This window comes from Xanthomonas euvesicatoria (assembly GCF_013112235.1).
GTDB lineage: Bacteria > Pseudomonadota > Gammaproteobacteria > Xanthomonadales > Xanthomonadaceae > Xanthomonas > Xanthomonas euvesicatoria.
This window is the reverse complement of sequence record NZ_JABFFS010000001.1, coordinates 258,506-271,544: the sequence shown is the minus strand read 5'-3', so window position 1 is coordinate 271,544 and position 13,039 is coordinate 258,506. Positions and strand designations below refer to the sequence as shown.

Here is a 13,039-nt window from a genome sequence, read left to right as displayed (position 1 = left end):
CCTTGATTGAGTGCTGCAGCCACGCGGCTGCAGCGGTACGCCGCCCGAACCAATTCCTTTGGTCCTGTATCAAGGGGTCGGCAAATACGATTTGCTGGCGGCATCGTAGCGGTATTCAACCGTCGCGTCACCCCCGCTCGTCGGGGGAACGGCAGAGACCGTTACCCGCAATGCGGGCAGTCCTGGCTGCTTCACGAACGCAAGCGTGCTGGTGTTCTTGACGCAGGCAATCTTGCCGGGCGCATCTTCGCCACAGTTGGCGCTGTTGTCCTCACCCGCCGGAATGTTGCCGATATAGGTCCAATGCTTGTCGTTGACGTTATCGGTTTCTTTCGGGTTGAACACGAGTGCGTCGTAGGAAAGGATGCGCACGCCCGACTGCAGGCTCCACGTCGGCACGGCCAGCACCAGCCTGCCGTCATCGGTGACAAAGGTCTGTGGTTGACGCGTCGTGTCGACGGTGTTGCCCTGCTCCATGCCGCCGAATTCGCCGATGTAAGGCTCTGCGCCAAGCAGCTTCCATGGAGACTTGCTCCCCGGTTCGCTGGCCACAAACGTGGCGTGAGCAAGCGTCACCTTGGTACCAGGGGCAGCATCGTGATTCTCGCGCTCGGCGCCATAGAGCTCGGGCGTTTCCCAGGCGAAGCCGGTGTAATACCGCGTACCGCCGAGTTCGAATTGAAAGCCGTACCAATAATTGATCCAGCTGCCATTGGCGACCTCGTAGGAGGTTGCGCCATCGCCGTCCACGTTGCTGATGAAATACAACACGCTGTCGGTCCGCGGCGGCTGCAATTGCTGGGTCGATCCCTGGGTTGCGTCCTGCATGGGAGGTGCATCCTTTTCTGGCGGTTTTGGAGGAGTGCCGGCCGCGGCTGCGGCGGTCTTCGGAGCGGTGGCGTCCGGTGTCGCCTGTGTGCAGGCGGCGATCGTTGCTAGCGCAAGGACAAGTGAAATCTTCCTGACGAGCATTGGGGTGCATCCATTGCGGAGGGCGGCGAAAGTCTACTCCAGCCCGCCGTTGTGTCCAGTCGTTGCACCGGGCCTGGCGGCTCCCGCACGTCGTTGCGGCGCGGGGCTTCCACGTCGCGGATGCGCTGCGTTCGGCCTGTGCATCCGCTGACGCGCCAGCTTGCCGCTGAGCGGCGGACTTACGCCAAGGGCGTATTGGAAATGATCTCCACCCAGTAACCGTCCGGGTCCTTGATGAAAGCCAGGTGCTTCATGCGGCCGTCTTCCAGGCGTTTCTGATACGGCACGTTGAGGCTGTCGAAGCGTGCGCAGGCAGCATGGATGTCCGGCACCGAGATACAGATATGGCCGAAGCCGCGTGGGTCGCTGTTGCCGTCGTGATAGACCGGGCCATCCTGGGTTTCGGTGCCATGGTTGTGGGTGAGTTCGAGCACGCCGGGGATGCCGGCCATCCACAGGCGACGCTGCGCGTCGTCATCGGGAATGGCCGTGCCTTCGGGCAGCAGCGCGAGAAAATACAGGCTGAATTTTGCGTCGGCAAAATCGCGTGCGTCGAGCAGGCGGAAGCCCAGGACACGGGTATAGAAATCCAGCGACTGTGTTGCGTCCTTGACGCGCAGCATGGTGTGGTTGAACACGAAGCCGTGCGTGTCGGCGGGCGCGGCATTGGCGCCTGGCACGTGTTGCAGATCGTTCAAAGGCATGGCGGTCTCCTGGTGTGGATTGCGGGTGGGGGGTGTTGCGCGAAGGGGGATGGTAGCCAGGGCAGGGTTGTCGGCGTGTCATGGCGAAAGGGCAGCGGTTCGAATGCGCTGGCGTTGGAGGAGAGGGCCAACTGCATCTGCCCGTGCACGATGCCATCGCCTCAAAACCACACGCGCACACCGGCAACAAAGCGGCTGTCGCGTGCGGGGGCATCGTCCATCGCGGCGCGTTGTGCGCTATCGCCGAAGCTGCGGCTGTGCACCCAGCCGATGTACGGCGCGAAGCGGCGGGTAATCTCGTAGCGCAGGCGCAAGCCAAGTTCCACCGCTTCCAGACCGCTGCCAATGCCGCGGCGGTTGTCGTCGGTAAGCGCGATGTCGGCTTCCGCACGCGGCTGCAGGATCAGACGGTTGGTCAGCAGTACCTCGTATTCGCCTTCCAGCCGCAGCGCCGCGCGGCTGCCAGTGCCCACATACAGCGTGGCTTCGGTTTCGAACTTGTAGGGCGCCAGGCCTTGCACGCCGAAAGCGGCCCAGCTGCGATGTTCGCCTGCGCCGATGTCCTGGCGCGCGCCGATGAGTACATCCCACCATGGCGAAATGGCATGGCCATAGAACGCCTCCAGCGAGGCAGGTTCGGTGCGCCCGTCGTGCCGTTCGCCCTCGCTGCGCAGCCAGAGCCGGTCGATGTCGCCGCCGATCCATGCGCGCGATTCCCAGGCCTGGCCGCTACCGCGATGCGTGTTGGACGCTTCAAGCCGATCGAGCAGGACATAGTGGTTGATACCTGCCGAGTGCATCGTATGCGTGTGCAATGGTGCGAATGCGGCGGCGATGTCGTCCGCCGTGGGTGGGGGAATGGGGTCGCGAGGGAGTGGGTGACTGCGTGTCTCGGCGGGTGATGCAGGAGTTTGTGCAGCGTGTGTGGGCTGCGTGTGGTGCATCTTGGAGTGATCCATCGACGCGTGATCCATCGCCTGGTGGTGCATGGATGCATCGCCCATGGATCCATGCTTCATCGATTCATCGTCCATGGGGCCGGTACCCGTGGCAGCGTGCGCCATGTGAGCGTGGTCCATGTGAGCGGCCTGAGATGAGGCAGGGGTCGTCTGCATGCCATCGGTCACTTGCATCGCATGGTCCTGCATGTCCTGCGGTGCGTCCTCCAGCGCATCGTGCTGATGCTCCTGCGCAAGTGCAGATGCGCTCGCCAGGAACGCAGCAGCCAACCAGGCCTGTGTGCGAAAGCGACTCATGCCTCCACCCGCACTTCGCGCATCATTCCTGCTTCCATGTGGTACAGCAGATGACAGTGATAGGCCCAGCGGCCGAGCGCATCGGCACGCACGCGGTAGGTGCGGCGGGTGCCCGGCGGCATGTCGATGGTGTGCTTGCGTACCTGGAAGTTGCCGTGTGCATCTTCCAGGTCGCTCCACATGCCATGCAGGTGAATCGGGTGCTGCATCATGGTGTCGTTGACCAGCACGATACGCAGCCGCTCGCCGTATTGCAGACGCAAGGGTTGCGCGGAAGCGAACGCGATGCCATCGAAGGACCAGGCGAATTTTTCCATATGCCCGGTCAGATGCAGCTCGATGTCGCGCCCGGGTTCGCGCCCATCCGGATCCTCGAACACGCTATGCAGATCGGCGTAGCACAGCACGCGGCGGCCGTTGTCGCGCAGGCCCACGCCGGGGTCGTCCAGGCGCGGTGCGGTGGCATTGCTGCGCATGTCGATCAGCGGGTTGCCGGTTTCGCTGGCGGGATGATGCGGCGCCTTGTCGTGTGCCTGGGCATCGTCGTGCGAGTGCATGGTGTGCGTCCCATGCGCCGCCAACATCCCGGGCGCGCCGTGCATTGCGGGTAGCGCGTGGTGCATCCCATCGCCATGTCCCATGTCCTGCATGGTCAGGATGGCGCGCCGATCCAGTGCGGGAATCGGCGCCTGCAAGCCGTGTTGCACTGCCAGCGTGCCACAGGCAAAGCCGGTGCGGCCCATGTCCTGCGCGAATAACGTAAACGCATCCTGGCCGAGCGGTTCGACGATCACGTCGAAGGTCTCGGCCGCGGCGATGCGCAGTTCGTCCACGCTGACCGGATGCACGTACTGCCCGTCGGCGGCCACCACGGTCATGCGCAGGCCGGGAATACGGATGTCGAAGTAGGTCATCGACGAGCCGTTGATGAAACGCAGCAACACCTTTTCGCCTGGCTTGAACAACCCGGTCCAGTTGCCGGCCGGCGCCACGCCGTTGAGCAGGTAGGTGTAGGTGTTGGCGTTGACGTCGGACAGGTCGGTCGGGGTCATGCGCATGCGCCCCCACATGCCGCGGTCGGCCAGCGTGGCGCGCAGGCCGTCGTCGCGCGCATTGCGCAGGAAATCGACGACCGTGCGCTGCGCGTAATTGTCGTGGCTGGGCATCTGCTTGAGCCGGCGGAACAGGGCGGCCGGGTCCAGGTCGGTCCAGTCCGAGAGCAGCACCACATGCTCGCGATCGTGCCGGTACGGCGGCGGCGTCAGCGGGTCGATGACGATGGCGCCATACAGCCCGGACTGCTCCTGAAACATCGAATGGCTGTGGTACCAGTAGGTGCCGGACTGGCGCAGCGCAAAGCGGTAGTGATACTCCTGGCCCGGCGCGATGCCGTCGAAACTCATGCCCGGCACCCCGTCCATGTTGGCCGGCAGCAACAGGCCATGCCAATGCACCGAGGTGGCTTGGTCGGTCAGCGCGTTACGCACGCGCACGCCCACCGTGTCGCCCTCGCGCCAGCGCAGGGTGGGCGCCGGCAGGCTCTGGTTGACCGTGATTGCGGAGCGGGTGTGTCCGGTGAAGTTCACCGGCAGGCGGCTGATCTGCAGCGACTGGCTGCTTCCGCGCAGCACCGGCGTGGTGGCCTGGGCGGCGGCGCGCGCGTCGTAGCGCCACAGGCCGCTGGCGGCGACGACGCCGCCCAGGGCCAGGCCCTGGACGAAGCGGCGCCGGCTCAGGCCGCTGGCGGTTGAGCCGTGGGAAAACGGGGGATCGAAAGACATGACATCTCCTGCGCGCTCCATCGGCAAGATGGAGCGCAGCGCACAACTGAGGAAACCCGCGCAAGCACGCGCGGGGCCGAGGACGGCCAAGGCAGGGCCGTCGGCGCTCAGGCGATGGGAGGTCGTACCGGTTGGTCGGGCAGCGGGCTGCTGCGCCCCTCGGTCAAGGTGTCCGGCACCGCCGGGTGGCCGAGCAGGCCGGCGGCTACGGAAGGCAAGGTCAACAAGGCGAGGCTGGCGTGCTGCAGGCAATCGCAGCTGCCCAGCTTGCAGCAGTCGGGCGCGTGCGCATGCGTGGCCTTGTCGTGCCACTGCATGGCTGTCGGTGGAGGCATCGCCTCATGGCACGGCAGGGCTGCCGGCGACTCGCTCTGGGTCGCGGCGGTGCCTCCCGCCATGGTCGCGGCGGGCATCGCGCCCGGCGCCATTGCCGGCATGGCCATGCCCACCGACGCCCACGCGCCGGTGGCCGTATTGGCAACCAGGCTCAGGCACAGCAGCAGGCGGAGCAGGCGATGCAGCACAGGTAGTCGCGGCAGTGACAGGTGCAGCGAGCATAGCATCGGCCCCCAGCTGTCCGCCCGATGCGCTGGGTGCGTAAGCGGGCAGGTGGGGGCGGTAGAATTGAGGCTACTTTCGCAGCCAAGTCCTGCCATGTCGCAGCGCCAGTGGGTGGCCGCCGCCATCCGGAAGATCGAGGCCGATTTCAATCGTTCGGCCGACACCCACCTGATTCCGATGGAACTGCCGGGCTATCCGGGCATCGACCTGTACTTCAAGGACGAGTCCAGCCACCCGACCGGCAGCCTCAAGCACCGCCTGGCGCGCTCGCTGTTCCTGTACGCGCTCACCAATGGCTGGCTGCGCGCCGGGCGCCCGGTGATCGAGGCGTCCAGTGGCTCCACGGCCATTTCCGAAGCGTATTTCGCGCGTTTGCTCGGCGTGCCCTTCATCGCGGTGATGCCGGCCTCGACCTCGCCGGAGAAGATCGCCGCGATTCAATTCCAGGGCGGCCGCTGCCACCTGGTCGAACGCGCCTGCGACCTGGACAGCGCCTCGCACCAGCTCGCACGCGAGACCGGCGGGCACTTCATGGACCAGTTCACCTATGCCGAGCGTGCCACCGACTGGCGCGCCAACAACAACATCGCCGAATCGATCTTCAAGCAACTGGCCGAAGAGCCGCACCCGATCCCGGACTGGATCGTCTGCAGCCCCGGCACCGGCGGTACCAGCGCCACCCTGGGCCGCTACGTGCGCTATCGGCGCCATGCCACCCGCATCCTGTGCGCCGACCCGGAAGTGTCGGTGTTCTTCGACGGCTATTGCCGCGCAGTGGACGGCCAATGCCCCAAGGAGCTGGCCATCACCGGCGGTTCGCGCATCGAAGGCATCGGCCGCCCGCGGGTGGAATCGAGCTTCATTGCCAGCTGCGTGGATGTGATGATCAAGGTGCCCGATGCGCTGAGCCTGGCGGCGATGCGCCACGTCAGCGCCACGCTGGGCCGCCGCGTGGGCGGCTCCACCGGCACCAACTTCGTCGGCGTGCTGCAGGCTGCCCGGCGCATGCGCGACGAAGGCCGGCAGGGCTCCATCGTCACCATCCTGTGCGATGCCGGCGAACGATACGCGCACAGTTATTACGACCCGGCCTGGTACCAGGCGCGCGCGATCGATGTCAGCGACAGCGATACAGCCATTGCGCTGGCCGTGAACGGCGGCGATTTGCCTGCCTTGCCTTGTGCGGCGCTGGAATGACCGCCATATCCGGGACGTAGGCATCAAGGCGCTGCGCTCACCGCCACGCCCGTGCGATCGGTGTCCGCAGTCGGCGGGCCCAGGCGCGCACCGTGCCCTCGGTGCCGTGCTCACCTGCTGACGGTTGCGTGCCACGTTTGCCGATCCTTGAATCCACTCACCCAGTCCATTGCCGGAGCGCTCCATGACCAACCCGCTGCTCGATCTGTCCGGACTGCCGTCCTTCGATGCGATCGGCCCCGAACACGTGGGCCCGGCGATCGACCAACTGCTCGCCGAGGCCGAGGCGGCGGTGAAGGCGGCCGAGCAGGTCAGCCCGGTGTGCTGGGACAGCTTCGTCACGCCGCTGGACGATGCCACCGAGCGGCTATGGCGTGCGTGGGGGCAGGTGGGGCACCTGCAGGCGGTGGTCAACACGCCCGAGCTGCGCGAGGCCTATAACTGCAATCTGCCCAAGGTGAGCCGCTTCGGCAGCGCGCTGGCGCAGAATCTGGCGCTGTATGCGCAATACAAGGCGCTGGCGCAATCGCCGGAAGCCGCACACTTCGATGAGGCGCGTCGCAAGGTGCTGGAAAACGCGCTACGCGATTTCCGCTTGGGCGGTGCAGAACTCGATGATGCCGCCAAGGCGCGGTTCGCACAGATCCAGGAAGAACTCTCGGCGTTGGCAGCCAAGTTCTCGCAGAACGTACTCGACGCTACCGATGCGTGGTCGTACGTGACCGAAGACCAGACCCAGCTGTCGGGCCTGCCGGCAGAAGTGATTGCCGCCGCACGCGCCGCCGCCGAAAAAGACGGCGTGCCGGGCTGGAAATTCACCTTGCAGATGCCGTGCTATCTGCCGGTGCAGAGCGATGCCGACAGCCGCGATCTGCGCGCGCGGCTGTATCGCGCCAATGCCGAGCGCGCGTCCGAATTCGGCGATGCCACGCTGGACAACAGCGCCAACATCGATCGCATCCTGGCCCTGCGCGCCGAGTTGGCGCAGCTGCTCGGCTTTGCCAGTTACGCCGACTATTCGGTTGCCACCAAGATGGCGCAGAGCCCCGACGAGGTGATGGGCTTCCTGCGCGATCTGGCCGCGCGCGCCAAGCCGCATGCACAGCGCGACCGCGCCGAGCTGGAAGCCTTTGCGCGCGACGAGTTGGGTCTGGATGAACTGCAGGCCTGGGACCTGGCCTACGCCTCGGAAAAACTCAAGCAGGCGCGTTACAGCTTTTCCGAGCAGGAGGTGAAGCAGTACTTCACCGAACCGAAGGTGCTGGCCGGCCTGTTCGATGTGATCCACAGCCTGTACGGGCTCACCGTCAAACCCGACAGCGCGCCGGTGTGGCACCCGGACGTGCGGTTCTACCGTTTGGAAGATGCGCAAGGCACCCTGGTTGGCCAGTTCTATCTGGACTTGTATGCGCGCGAAGGCAAACGCGGCGGCGCGTGGATGGACGATTGCCGCAATCGCCGCAACACCGCCAACGGCGTGCAGACGCCGCTGGTGTATCTGGTGTGCAACTTCGGGCGCGGCAGCGGCGATGCACCGGCCACCTTCCGCCACGGCGAAGTCACCACGCTGTTCCATGAAATGGGCCATGGCCTGCATCAGTTGCTCACGCGGATTGGCGAGCTGGGCGTGGCCGGCATCAATGGCGTGGAATGGGACGCGGTAGAGCTGCCCAGCCAGTTCATGGAAAACTTCTGTTGGGAGTGGGAGCGCGTGCAGGCGATGACCGCGCACGTGCAGACCGGCGAACCGCTGCCGCGTAACCTGTTCGATCGCCTGCTGGCGGCGCGCAATTTCCAGAGCGGCATGTTCACCGTGCGTCAGCTGGAATTCGCCCTATTCGACATGCAACTGCACAGCACCTACGACCCGTCGCAGGACAGCGTGCTGCAATTGATCGAGCGCGTGCGTGACGAAGTGGCGGTCAATCGGCCGCCGGCATGGAATCGCTTCCCGCATCAGTTCAGCCATATTTTTGCAGGTGGCTATGCGGCCGGCTATTACAGCTACAAGTGGGCCGAAGTGCTCAGCGCCGATGCCTATGCCGCATTCGAAGAGGCGCCCGACCAACTGGAGCAGACCGGCGCACGGTTCCGCGCCGAGGTGCTTGCGCGTGGCGGCAGTCGTCCGGCAGCGGAGAACTTCCGCGCGTTCCGCGGTCGGGCCCCGACCATCGATGCGCTGCTACGGCATAACGGCATGGCGGGCTGACGGCGCCGATGGCGCAGTCGTCATCTGCTACCGTCGCCACGGCGTTCGCATTGCATTGAGGTGAGCTGTCCTATAACCGCGACCTGGCGCCTCTTCGGGGGCGAAGCATGCGGCGGGATAGGGCACAAGGAGAGCGCAATGCAGCGACGTTTTTCATGGAGTGCGCTATGGCTGATGGCCGCGGCCCTGCCGGTTTGGGCGCAGCACACCGGCCACGCCAACGGTCTGGTTGGCCTGCGCGCCGGACCTTCCGAAGAGTACCGGCGCGTGGGCGAAGTTCAGCCCGGCGGTACGCTGCAGGTCTATGGCTGTCTCGACAGCGGCGCTTGGTGCGATGTGCGTTCACCGGAGGCACGTGGCTGGCTTCCTGCGGCCTCGATCGTGCTCGCTCACGGCGCCTTGAATCAGGTGGTGCCGAAGCTGACGTTTTCGCTGGATGCCTACTGGGACACGCATTATCGCGGCCGCGAATGGACCGTCGAGAGCGAGCGCGCCTACTGGCGCGATCACACTCCAGGGGACTCGCTGCCACTAGAGCTGCTGGCACCTGGCGAGGGCGTGACGGCGGACGGAGTACAGTCCCTGGCAAGGCGCGCCAAGGCCGAAACACGCGCAGAAACCGAGCGCACCCAGCGCGAGCGGGCCGTGATCGACCGGGCTGCGCTGAATCGGATAGATGCCGACAGGCGGGACGACAAGATACATCGGTGCGAACGCTCGGGAAGTCAGGACGACGCCGTGCAGAGCTGCATCTCCCAGGCACGCAGCGATTACGAGCAATCGGTTCGGCAACGGTGCGAAAATTCACGCAACCAGGATGACGCGCTACAGCGTTGCATCGATTAGGCACGCATCGAGTGCGACAAATCGCCTCGGCAATGGAAATTGGTGGCCGTCACGATTGCCAGCCGACCGCTCGTCGAACCGAGCCCGGCGTGCACTAGGGGATACGCGCGGCTGGTCCCCCGGCCGGCACCAGCGGCGCAAGCGTGCGCTTGCTACGGCAGGCCTGACGCTTCGGCTGAGTGCCTGCAAGACCCTGGCAGCATTGCGTGATCTAGGCGCGCGTTGCCGCATCGCAGGCGAGCCACCGCAGCGTGATCGCGGCGGTGGCGCCAGTGGTTACACCCGGCCGAAGACCAGTGCCGCATTGGTGCCACCGAAGCCGAAACTGTTGGACATCACCGTGTTCAAGGTCGCGTCCTGTGTCTGCCGCAGGATAGGAAAGCCTTCGGCACGCGGGTCGAGTTCGTCGATATGCGCCGAGCCGGCCATGAAGCCATCGCGCAGCATCAGCAGGCTGTAGATCGCCTCGTGCACGCTGGCCGCGCCCAGCGAGTGCCCGGAGAGCCCCTTGGTCGAAGACAGCGGCGGCACGTTGTCGCCGAATACCTCGCGCACCGCGCCCAGTTCGGTGACATCGCCCAACGGCGTGGACGTGCCATGCGTGTTGAGGTAATCGATCGGGCGCTGCAAGCCATGCATGGCCATGTGCATGCAGCGCACGGCGCCTTCGCCGCTGGGCGCGACCATGTCGGCACCGTCGGAGGTCACGCCATAGCCGAGCAGTTCGGCATGGATGCGTGCGCCACGCGCGATGGCGTGGTCGTAGTCTTCCAGCACCAGCATGCCGCCGCCGCTGCCGATGACGAAGCCATCGCGCTGCGCATCGTACGGGCGCGAGGCTACGGCAGGGCGATCGTTGAAGCCGGTGGACAGCGCGCCCATCGCATCGAACATGACGCTCATGGTCCAGTGCAGTTCTTCGCCGCCACCGGCGAACATCACGTCCTGCGCGCCATGCCGGATCAGATCTGCCGCTGCACCGATGCAATGCGCAGACGTCGCGCACGCGGCCGACAGCGAGTAGCTCAGCCCGCGTATTTTGAACGCGGTGGCCAGCGATGCGGACACCGACGAACACATCGTGCGCGGCACCATGTATGGGCCTACTTTGCGCACGCCACGGTTGCGCAGCAGGTCGGCGGTTTCCACCTGCCATTGGCTGGAGCCGCCACCGGAGCCGGCAATCACGCCGGTGCGCAGGCCGCCGACCTGCTCGGCATCCAGGCCCGCATCGGCGATCGCATCGCGCATTGCCAGGTATGCGTAGGCCGAGGCATCGCCCATGAAGCGTTTGAGCTTACGGTCGATCAGGCTGTCCAGATCCAGCGCCACCGCACCGCCGACCTGGCTCCGCAGGCCTGCTTCGGCGTGATCGGGCAGCGCGGTGATACCGGAGCGGCTCTCGCGCAGTGCACTGGAGACGGTGTCCAGATCGTTGCCCAGGCATGAGGTGATGCCCATTCCGGTAATGACGACGCGACGCATCAGAAATTCTCCGTTGAAGTGAACATGCCCACACGCAGATCCTTGGCGGTGTAGATCTCGCGCCCATCCACCAGCATGCGTGCATCGGTCTGCGCCATCACCAGCTTGCGGTTGATGACGCGGCTGACATCGACCTCGTAGCGCACCAGCTTGGCGCTGGGCAGCACCTGGCCGGTGAACTTGACCTCGCCGCAGCCCAACGCGCGGCCACGGCCCGGCGCGCCGATCCAGGTGAGGAAAAAGCCGGTCAGTTGCCACATCGCATCCAGGCCCAGGCAGCCTGGCATCACCGGGTCGCCGATGAAGTGGCAGCCGAAGAACCACAGGTCCGGGCGGATATCCAGTTCGGCACGAATCAGCCCCTTGCCATGTGCACCGCCGGCGTCGCTGATCTCGGTGATGCGGTCGAACATCAGCATCGGATCGTTGGGCAGACGGCCGCTGTCGGGCGCAAACAATTCCCCACGCGCGCTGGCCAGCAATTGGTCGCGCGAGTACGTACTTTGACGAGTCATGACGAACGTGTCCTGCAAGGAGCGAGAGGCGAGGCGGGGAAGGGTGCATGAGGTCGCGCGGTTCAATCAAACGTTTTATCCGTACGTATGCGTGCTGTTTTCCGCTGAGTGTGCAGTGCGCAGATGCACTGCTGCAGGCGAAGTCACGGTGCTCGGGACCGCCGTCGGCACATGCGTGGCAGGCCTGCATGGTAGCCGTGCAGGCGCTGCCGTCGATGCGTTACCTTGCTATTGAGTACGCGCTCGTGTCCGCTTCGCCAATCCGTGGCGATGTCTCTCGACGCAAGGGGTGAGACGGCGCTGGCTTATCATGGGCGCAGACCTGCGACAGAGAACCCCGCTTGATGCGCAAGATCGTGCACGTGGACATGGATGCGTTCTACGCGTCCGTGGAGCAGCGTGACGACCCTGGCCTGCGCGGCAAGCCGGTAGTGGTGGCCTGGCGCGGCGCGCGCTCGGTGGTGTGCGCGGCCTCCTACGAAGCGCGGACCTTCGGTATTCGCTCGGCGATGCCGGCCGTGCGTGCCGAGCGCCTGTGCCCGGACGCGATCTTCGTGCCGCCGGATTTTGCGCGCTACAAGGCGGTGTCGCGGCAAGTACGCGAGATTTTCCATCGTCATACCGACTTGGTGGAGCCGTTGTCGCTGGACGAGGCCTATCTGGACGTCACGCACGCCAAAACCGGCATGCAGTTGGCCACCGAGGTTGCGCAGTTGATCCGTACGCAGATCCGCGAGGAAACCCAGCTCACCGCATCGGCCGGCATCGCGCCGAACAAGTTCCTGGCCAAGATTGCGTCGGATTGGCGCAAGCCCGATGGCCAGTTCGTGATCGCGCCCAGCCGCGTGGATGCATTTTTGCTGCCGCTCAAGGTCAATCGCATTCCCGGCGTAGGCAAGGTGATGGATGGCAAGTTGGCGGCGCTGGGCATCGTCACCGTGGCCGATCTGCGCCAGCGGCCATTGGAAGAACTGCAGGCGCATTTCGGCAGTTTCGGTCAGAGCCTGTATCGCCGCGCGCGCGGCATCGACGAGCGCCCGGTCGAGCCGGATCAGGAAGTGCAATCGGTCTCCTCGGAAGACACCTTCAGCGAAGATCTGGCGCTTGATGCACTGGACCCGCACATCCTGCGGCTGGCCGAAAAGACCTGGCTCGCCACGCGCCGCACCGAACGCATCGGGCGCACGGTCGTGCTGAAATTGAAGACCTCGAATTTTCGCATCCTGACGCGCTCCTACACGCCCGAGCAGCCGCCTACCTCGCAGGAGGCGCTGGCGCAGATTGCCCTGGCATTGACCCGCCGCGTGGAGCTGCCCACGCAGACGCGCTATCGCCTGGTCGGTGTGGGCTTGAGCGGTTTCAGCGATGTCGAGGATGGCGCCGTGCAGGGGCAGTTGTTCGGCCAGATGCCGCCGTTGGAGTGAGCGGCGCGTGCTGCATTGCGTCTCGCATGCGGCGATGACTGCATCTAACGCAGGTGGCGAGCAATCCACGGCGCTTGGCAGTGACACGT

At 65.4% G+C, this 13,039-nt stretch carries 11 protein-coding genes; 4 read left to right on the top strand and 7 right to left on the bottom strand.

Going from position 1 to position 13,039, the window contains the following annotated elements; genetic code table 11:
* Nucleotides 1–69: 69 nt before the first annotated feature.
* The 5 genes from HLH45_RS01005 to HLH45_RS00985 form a co-directional block, all read right to left on the bottom strand.
* Entirely contained in the window at nucleotides 70–828 is a 759-nt protein-coding gene (locus HLH45_RS01005; protein WP_008571024.1) for a hypothetical protein, read from the bottom strand.
* Nucleotides 829–1,151: 323 nt separating this feature from the next.
* Nucleotides 1,152–1,676 carry a lactoylglutathione lyase gene (gene gloA / locus HLH45_RS01000; protein ID WP_005914729.1) on the bottom strand — a complete coding sequence of 175 codons (525 nt, stop codon included), beginning with the start codon at nucleotides 1,674–1,676 and terminating at the stop codon, nucleotides 1,152–1,154.
* Between the two features lie 161 nt (nucleotides 1,677–1,837).
* Nucleotides 1,838–2,932, bottom strand: coding sequence for a copper resistance protein B (locus tag HLH45_RS00995; protein ID WP_005914730.1), 1,095 nt, complete (start codon nucleotides 2,930–2,932; stop codon nucleotides 1,838–1,840).
* On the bottom strand, nucleotides 2,929–4,734 hold the full coding sequence (locus HLH45_RS00990) for a copper resistance system multicopper oxidase (protein ID WP_008571022.1): 1,806 nt from the start codon (nucleotides 4,732–4,734) through the stop codon (nucleotides 2,929–2,931). Before HLH45_RS00990 ends, HLH45_RS00995 begins: the two co-directional genes overlap by 4 nt.
* A gap of 86 nt (nucleotides 4,735–4,820) precedes the next feature.
* Nucleotides 4,821–5,276, bottom strand: a complete 456-nt coding sequence (locus HLH45_RS00985) for a CopL family metal-binding regulatory protein (protein WP_033478377.1) — start codon at nucleotides 5,274–5,276, stop codon at nucleotides 4,821–4,823.
* Nucleotides 5,277–5,367: 91 nt separating this feature from the next.
* Here HLH45_RS00985 and HLH45_RS00980 point away from each other — a divergent pair, with 91 nt between their 5' ends.
* The 3 genes from HLH45_RS00980 (at nucleotide 5,368) to HLH45_RS00970 (ending at nucleotide 9,526) form a co-directional block, all read left to right on the top strand.
* Nucleotides 5,368–6,471, top strand: a complete 1,104-nt coding sequence (locus tag HLH45_RS00980) for a PLP-dependent cysteine synthase family protein (RefSeq protein ID WP_005914733.1) — start codon at nucleotides 5,368–5,370, stop codon at nucleotides 6,469–6,471.
* Nucleotides 6,472–6,655: 184 nt separating this feature from the next.
* Nucleotides 6,656–8,680: a M3 family metallopeptidase gene (locus HLH45_RS00975; RefSeq protein WP_008571020.1), complete on the top strand. Its 2,025-nt coding sequence runs from the start codon at nucleotides 6,656–6,658 to the stop codon at nucleotides 8,678–8,680.
* Nucleotides 8,681–8,818: 138 nt separating this feature from the next.
* A complete protein-coding gene (locus tag HLH45_RS00970; RefSeq protein WP_033478376.1) occupies nucleotides 8,819–9,526 on the top strand; it encodes an SH3 domain-containing protein in 708 nt (235 codons plus the stop codon).
* Nucleotides 9,527–9,802: 276 nt separating this feature from the next.
* On the opposite strand, the gene fabB is transcribed toward HLH45_RS00970, so the two are convergent.
* Nucleotides 9,803–11,011, bottom strand: coding sequence for a beta-ketoacyl-ACP synthase I (fabB, locus tag HLH45_RS00965; RefSeq protein ID WP_008571018.1), 1,209 nt, complete (start codon nucleotides 11,009–11,011; stop codon nucleotides 9,803–9,805).
* Entirely contained in the window at nucleotides 11,011–11,526 is a 516-nt protein-coding gene (fabA, locus tag HLH45_RS00960; RefSeq protein WP_033478375.1) for a 3-hydroxyacyl-[acyl-carrier-protein] dehydratase FabA, read from the bottom strand. Before fabA ends, fabB begins: the two co-directional genes overlap by 1 nt.
* 344 nt (nucleotides 11,527–11,870) lie before the next feature.
* Between fabA and dinB the strand changes: the two genes are divergently transcribed.
* Nucleotides 11,871–12,950 carry a DNA polymerase IV gene (gene dinB / locus HLH45_RS00955; RefSeq protein WP_008571016.1) on the top strand — a complete coding sequence of 360 codons (1,080 nt, stop codon included), beginning with the start codon at nucleotides 11,871–11,873 and terminating at the stop codon, nucleotides 12,948–12,950.
* The last annotated feature ends 89 nt before the right edge of the window (nucleotides 12,951–13,039 follow it).

Excerpts from the sequence above, each read along its gene's own strand:
- fabB (WP_008571018.1), bottom strand. The coding sequence starts at position 11,011 with ATGCGTCGCGTCGTCATTACCGGAATGGGCATCACCTCATGCCTGGGC.
- HLH45_RS00985 (WP_033478377.1), bottom strand. The coding sequence starts at position 5,276 with ATGCTATGCTCGCTGCACCTGTCACTGCCGCGACTACCTGTGCTGCAT.
- HLH45_RS01005 (WP_008571024.1), bottom strand. The coding sequence starts at position 828 with ATGCAGGACGCAACCCAGGGATCGACCCAGCAATTGCAGCCGCCGCGG.
- fabA (WP_033478375.1), bottom strand. The coding sequence starts at position 11,526 with ATGACTCGTCAAAGTACGTACTCGCGCGACCAATTGCTGGCCAGCGCG.
- HLH45_RS00975 (WP_008571020.1), top strand. The coding sequence starts at position 6,656 with ATGACCAACCCGCTGCTCGATCTGTCCGGACTGCCGTCCTTCGATGCG.
- gloA (WP_005914729.1), bottom strand. The coding sequence starts at position 1,676 with ATGCCTTTGAACGATCTGCAACACGTGCCAGGCGCCAATGCCGCGCCC.
- HLH45_RS00980 (WP_005914733.1), top strand. The coding sequence starts at position 5,368 with ATGTCGCAGCGCCAGTGGGTGGCCGCCGCCATCCGGAAGATCGAGGCC.
- dinB (WP_008571016.1), top strand. The coding sequence starts at position 11,871 with ATGCGCAAGATCGTGCACGTGGACATGGATGCGTTCTACGCGTCCGTG.
- HLH45_RS00995 (WP_005914730.1), bottom strand. The coding sequence starts at position 2,932 with ATGAGTCGCTTTCGCACACAGGCCTGGTTGGCTGCTGCGTTCCTGGCG.
- HLH45_RS00990 (WP_008571022.1), bottom strand. The coding sequence starts at position 4,734 with ATGGAGCGCGCAGGAGATGTCATGTCTTTCGATCCCCCGTTTTCCCAC.
- HLH45_RS00970 (WP_033478376.1), top strand. The coding sequence starts at position 8,819 with ATGCAGCGACGTTTTTCATGGAGTGCGCTATGGCTGATGGCCGCGGCC.